This is a genomic window from Longimicrobiaceae bacterium, assembly GCA_035936415.1.
GTDB lineage: Bacteria > Gemmatimonadota > Gemmatimonadetes > Longimicrobiales > Longimicrobiaceae > JAFAYN01.
Genome location: DASYWD010000106.1, coordinates 1 through 3,801, shown reverse-complemented (window position 1 = coordinate 3,801; position 3,801 = coordinate 1). Strand labels below are relative to the sequence as shown.

Sequence of the window (3,801 nt, the reverse complement as noted above, 5' to 3'; positions counted from 1 at the left end):
GGCCGGCGCTGAGCCCGCGCGGGCCCTGGCACGTGCCGAAGCGGCCTCCCTTCACCCGAGGGGAGGCCGCTCTGCGTCCGGACAGGTGAGATCACCCGGGCGGAGTGAGCGCCCCCCACACCAGCGCGCTCGCGAGCCACGCCGCGGCCCCTCCCCCCAGCGTCACGCGCAGGTTGTCGTCCAGGGGGAGCGGGGCCATCTCCAGCGCGGCGGCGGCCAGGGCGCCCACGACCGCCCCCAGCAGCGGAAAGCGCGGGTCCAGCGCGCCGAGGGCCAGTCCCACGGCCAGGTTGACGGCCAGCGCCGCCCCGAACCCCTCCCAGCTCTTCCCCCAGGAGGTCCGGCGCCGTCCCCAGCGCTTCCCCACCAGCGCCGCCGCGGCGTCGCCCAGGCCGTTGTAGAGCATGGCGGCCACGGCGAGCGTCTTGGGGAAGAGGAGGAGCGCCAGTGCGTACGCGACCGCCATGTAGGTGGCCCCCGCCAGGCCGCGGCGCTCGTGCGGGCGCAGCATGGCGCGGGTGAGGCGGAGGAAGTGGTAGCGCGGCCAGCGGATGCGCAGCCGCGCCAGGTCGGTCGCGAGCGCCACCGCCGCCGTGGGGACGAGCACCGCGACGGCCAGGGAGCGCGGCGCGAGCCAGACCAGGAGGGGGAGGACGATGGAGGCGAGGTGAAACGCCTTGCGGGACAGCTCTCTCTTCATCCTCCGGGGCGGCGGGCGTGGACCGGGACGGCCTGCGCCGGGAAGCTACACCGTCACCCGCCGCGGAGAAAGTCGATCAGCAGCCGGTTCACCCGCTCCGGCTCGTCGGCGGCGACCCAGTGGCTGGCCTCGGGGAAGCGCTCCACGCGGAGGTCGTGGACCCACTTCTCCAGCCCCTCCGTGAGTCGGACCACGAGGTGGGGATCCTTTTCCCCCCAGACGAGGAGCGTGGGCGCGGCGACGGGGCGCACCTCCGGCCGCTCGAAGCGGGCGAAGGCGCGGTAGTAGTCGAGCGACGCGGTGAGCGCCCCCGGCTGCGAGAACGCTTCCCGGTACAGCTCCAGGTCCGCGTCGGTGAAGGCGCCGGGCCGCACCGGCTCGGTGCGGAAGACCCGCTCCAGCAGGGCGAAGTCGCCGGCACGCAGGGCGGCCTCGGGGAGGGCCGGGAGCTGGAAGAACCCGGCGTACGCGGAGCGGAGCATCTGGTCCGGCTTGACGATCTCCCGGGCGAAGGCGGCCGGGTGCGGCGCGTTGAGGATCGCCATGCGGTCCAGCAGCTCCGGGCGGAGCATGGCGAAGTACCAGCCCACCACCCCGCCCCAGTCGTGCCCCACCAGGTGCGCCCGCGCCTCCCCGGCGTGGCGGATCAGCTCCGCGGCGTCCTCCACCAGCCGCTCCACCCGGTACGCCTCCACCCCCTCCGGCTTGTCCGAAAGGTTGTAGCCGCGCATGTCCGGCGCGACCACGCGGAACCCCGCCGCCGCGAGCGCCGGGATCTGGTGCCGCCACCCGTACCAGAACTCCGGGAAGCCGTGCAGGAGAAGCACCAGCGGCCCCTCCCCCGCCTCCACGTAGTGCAGCCGCACCCCCGAGCTCGTCATCCCGTGCTTCATCGTCCCCTCCGTTCCCCGGAACGCCTACCCCGCGCGGCCACCGTTGCGCCGCCGCGCCGGACCCGCGAAGTTTCCCACGCCCATCTTCGGCCGACTCCACGCCCGTCGTACCCCGGCACCGCCACGCGGCCGACCCATGAACACCACTCCACGCGGGGCGACGCTCCTCCTTGCCGCGCTCCTCTCTGCGGTGCCGCTCCCCGGGGCCGCACAGGACGCGGGCCCCACCCTCCGCGGCACCGTCCGCGCCGCCGACTCCGGCGAGCCGCTCCCCTTCGCCGTCGTGGAGCTCCCCGGGCTGGACCGGCGGGTGATCGCGTCCGCCGCGGGCGGCTTCGAGTTCACCGGCGTCCCGGCGGGACGGCACCGGCTGGTGGTGGAGCAGGTGGGCTACGCGACGGTCGACACCCTGGCGTGGCCCGACCACGGCGCGGTCCGGATCGGCCTCCGCCCCGCCCCCGTGGATCTGGACGACCTCGCCGCCGCCCGGCCGGGGCGCTGCGCCACGGCCGGCCTCGCGGACGCCGGGACGACACCGCAGCTCGCCCGCCTCATGGCGGAGCTGCGCAGGAACGCGGAGCACCACCGGCTCCTGGAGGACCGCTACCCCGTCCGCTTCCGCTACCTGCGGATCGTGGGCCCGGCGAAGCAGGGCGCGCGCACGGCGACGGACACCGTGGTCGAGCACACCCGCGACCGGCGGCCCTACCGCGTCGGCGGCGGGGTCCCCTCCCTGGCCGACGTGGCGGACCCGGCGTTCCAGGAGGGGCACTGCTTCCGCTTCGCCGGCACCGACCCGGTGGAGGGCGAGCCCCTGCACCGCATCGACTTCGCCGCGCTCCCCGCGGCCGGTGCCCCCGGGCTGGAGGGCTCCCTGTTCCTGGACCCGCGCACCCTTCTCGTGCGGCGCACCGTCTTCCGCGCCGTCGGCGAGCCGCGGGGCTTCCTCCTCTCGGTGGCCACCGAGGTGGTGACCACCTACCGGGAGGTGCCCCCGGGACTGGTGGTGCCGGTGGCCCGCCGGGTGGTGACCACCCCGCGCGGCCTCGGCTCGCTCGCAGTGGGCGGGGCGAGCGCCCGCACCTTCCGCCTCCTGGGCTTCGAGTTCACGGGAGCGCACCCCGGCACCGAGCCGTAGCCCTCACTCCTCCTCGCCCTCCCGCGAGGATGAGCGGCGCTCCGGCAGGCCGGCCACGCTCCGGAAAACGTCCTCCCGCAACGCCTGCATCCTCGGCCGCGCCCGCACGTCGTAGGAGCGGTTGGTGAGGAGCACCGCCCACGCCTTCCGCTCCGGCTCGATCCAGAGCGAGGTCCCCGTCCAGCCGTTGTGCACGTAGGCCACCGGCCGCTCGCATGGCTCCTGCTCCGATTCCCGCTCCTCGTCCGGGCAGGTCGCCACCAGCCCCAGCGTGCGCCGCCCGGCGCCGGGCTGCTGCGTCAGCATCGCGCGGGCCATCTCCGGCTGGAGGATCCGCACGCCGTCCAGCTCGCCCCCGTTCGCCAGCATGGCGGCGAAGCGGCCCAGGTCGCGCGCGGTGGAGAAGAGCCCGGCGTTCCCGGAGATCCCGCCCAGCCGCCGCGCCAGCAGGTCGTTGGGGCGGCCGCGGTACGGCTCCCCGGTGCTGAGGCGCAGGGTGGGGGCGCAGAGGGTGCAGTCCTGTCCGGGGAGGAAGGCGGTGTGCGTCATCCCCAGCGGGCGCCAGACGCGGCGCTCCAGGAAGCGCGTCAGCGGCTCCCCCGCGGCGCGCTCCGCCGCCGCCCACAGCGCCACGTACCCCAGGTCCGTGTAGACCACGTACCGTCCCGGCGGCTCCGAGATGCGGGTGCGGAGGATGCGCCGCAGCCGCTCCCGCGGCTCCTCGCCGCGGATGTTGGCGCCCCCGGGGAGGCCGGAGGTGTGGGTGAGCAGGTGCCGCCAGGTGACCCGGTCCTTGAACTGCCCCTCGAACTGCGGGAGGTGCTTCCGGACCGGCTCGTCCAGGTCGATGACCCCGTCCTGCGCCAGGAGGAGCACCGCCGTGGCCGTGGCGACCGGCTTGGTGACCGAGGCCAGGTCGTACATCGTGCTGTCCGGCGACACCGGGGCCGCCGCATCGCGCCACCCCACGTGCCCCATCCCCGCCAGGCGCTCCGTGCGCGGGCCGATCCCCAGCGCCAGCGCCGCCCCGGGAAAGGCCCGGCGCGCCAGCTCCGCCCGCACCGCCGCCT

General features: G+C 75.8%; 4 protein-coding genes. 1 reads left to right on the top strand and 3 read right to left on the bottom strand.

The genetic code is table 11. The features are described 5' to 3' along the window. Positions 1–91 precede the first annotated feature (91 nt). Both VGR37_04165 and VGR37_04160 read right to left on the bottom strand, forming a co-directional pair. Positions 92–700 carry a hypothetical protein gene (locus VGR37_04165; protein HEV2146589.1) on the bottom strand — a complete coding sequence of 203 codons (609 nt, stop codon included), beginning with the start codon at positions 698–700 and terminating at the stop codon, positions 92–94. A gap of 53 nt (positions 701–753) precedes the next feature. Beyond that, entirely contained in the window at positions 754–1,593 is an 840-nt protein-coding gene (locus VGR37_04160) for an alpha/beta fold hydrolase (protein HEV2146588.1), read from the bottom strand. Positions 1,594–1,729: 136 nt separating this feature from the next. Here VGR37_04160 and VGR37_04155 point away from each other — a divergent pair, with 136 nt between their 5' ends. Further along, entirely contained in the window at positions 1,730–2,731 is a 1,002-nt protein-coding gene (locus tag VGR37_04155) for a carboxypeptidase regulatory-like domain-containing protein (GenBank protein ID HEV2146587.1), read from the top strand. 3 nt (positions 2,732–2,734) lie between these two features. Here VGR37_04155 and VGR37_04150 read toward each other — a convergent pair. Continuing rightward, positions 2,735–3,801: serine hydrolase domain-containing protein (locus VGR37_04150; GenBank protein HEV2146586.1), on the bottom strand; the 1,067-nt coding region annotated here is incomplete at its 5' end.

Coding starts and splice junctions, on each gene's coding strand:
- VGR37_04165 (HEV2146589.1), bottom strand. CDS start 700: ATGAAGAGAGAGCTGTCCCGCAAGGCGTTTCACCTCGCCTCCATCGTC.
- VGR37_04155 (HEV2146587.1), top strand. CDS start 1,730: ATGAACACCACTCCACGCGGGGCGACGCTCCTCCTTGCCGCGCTCCTC.
- VGR37_04160 (HEV2146588.1), bottom strand. CDS start 1,593: ATGAAGCACGGGATGACGAGCTCGGGGGTGCGGCTGCACTACGTGGAG.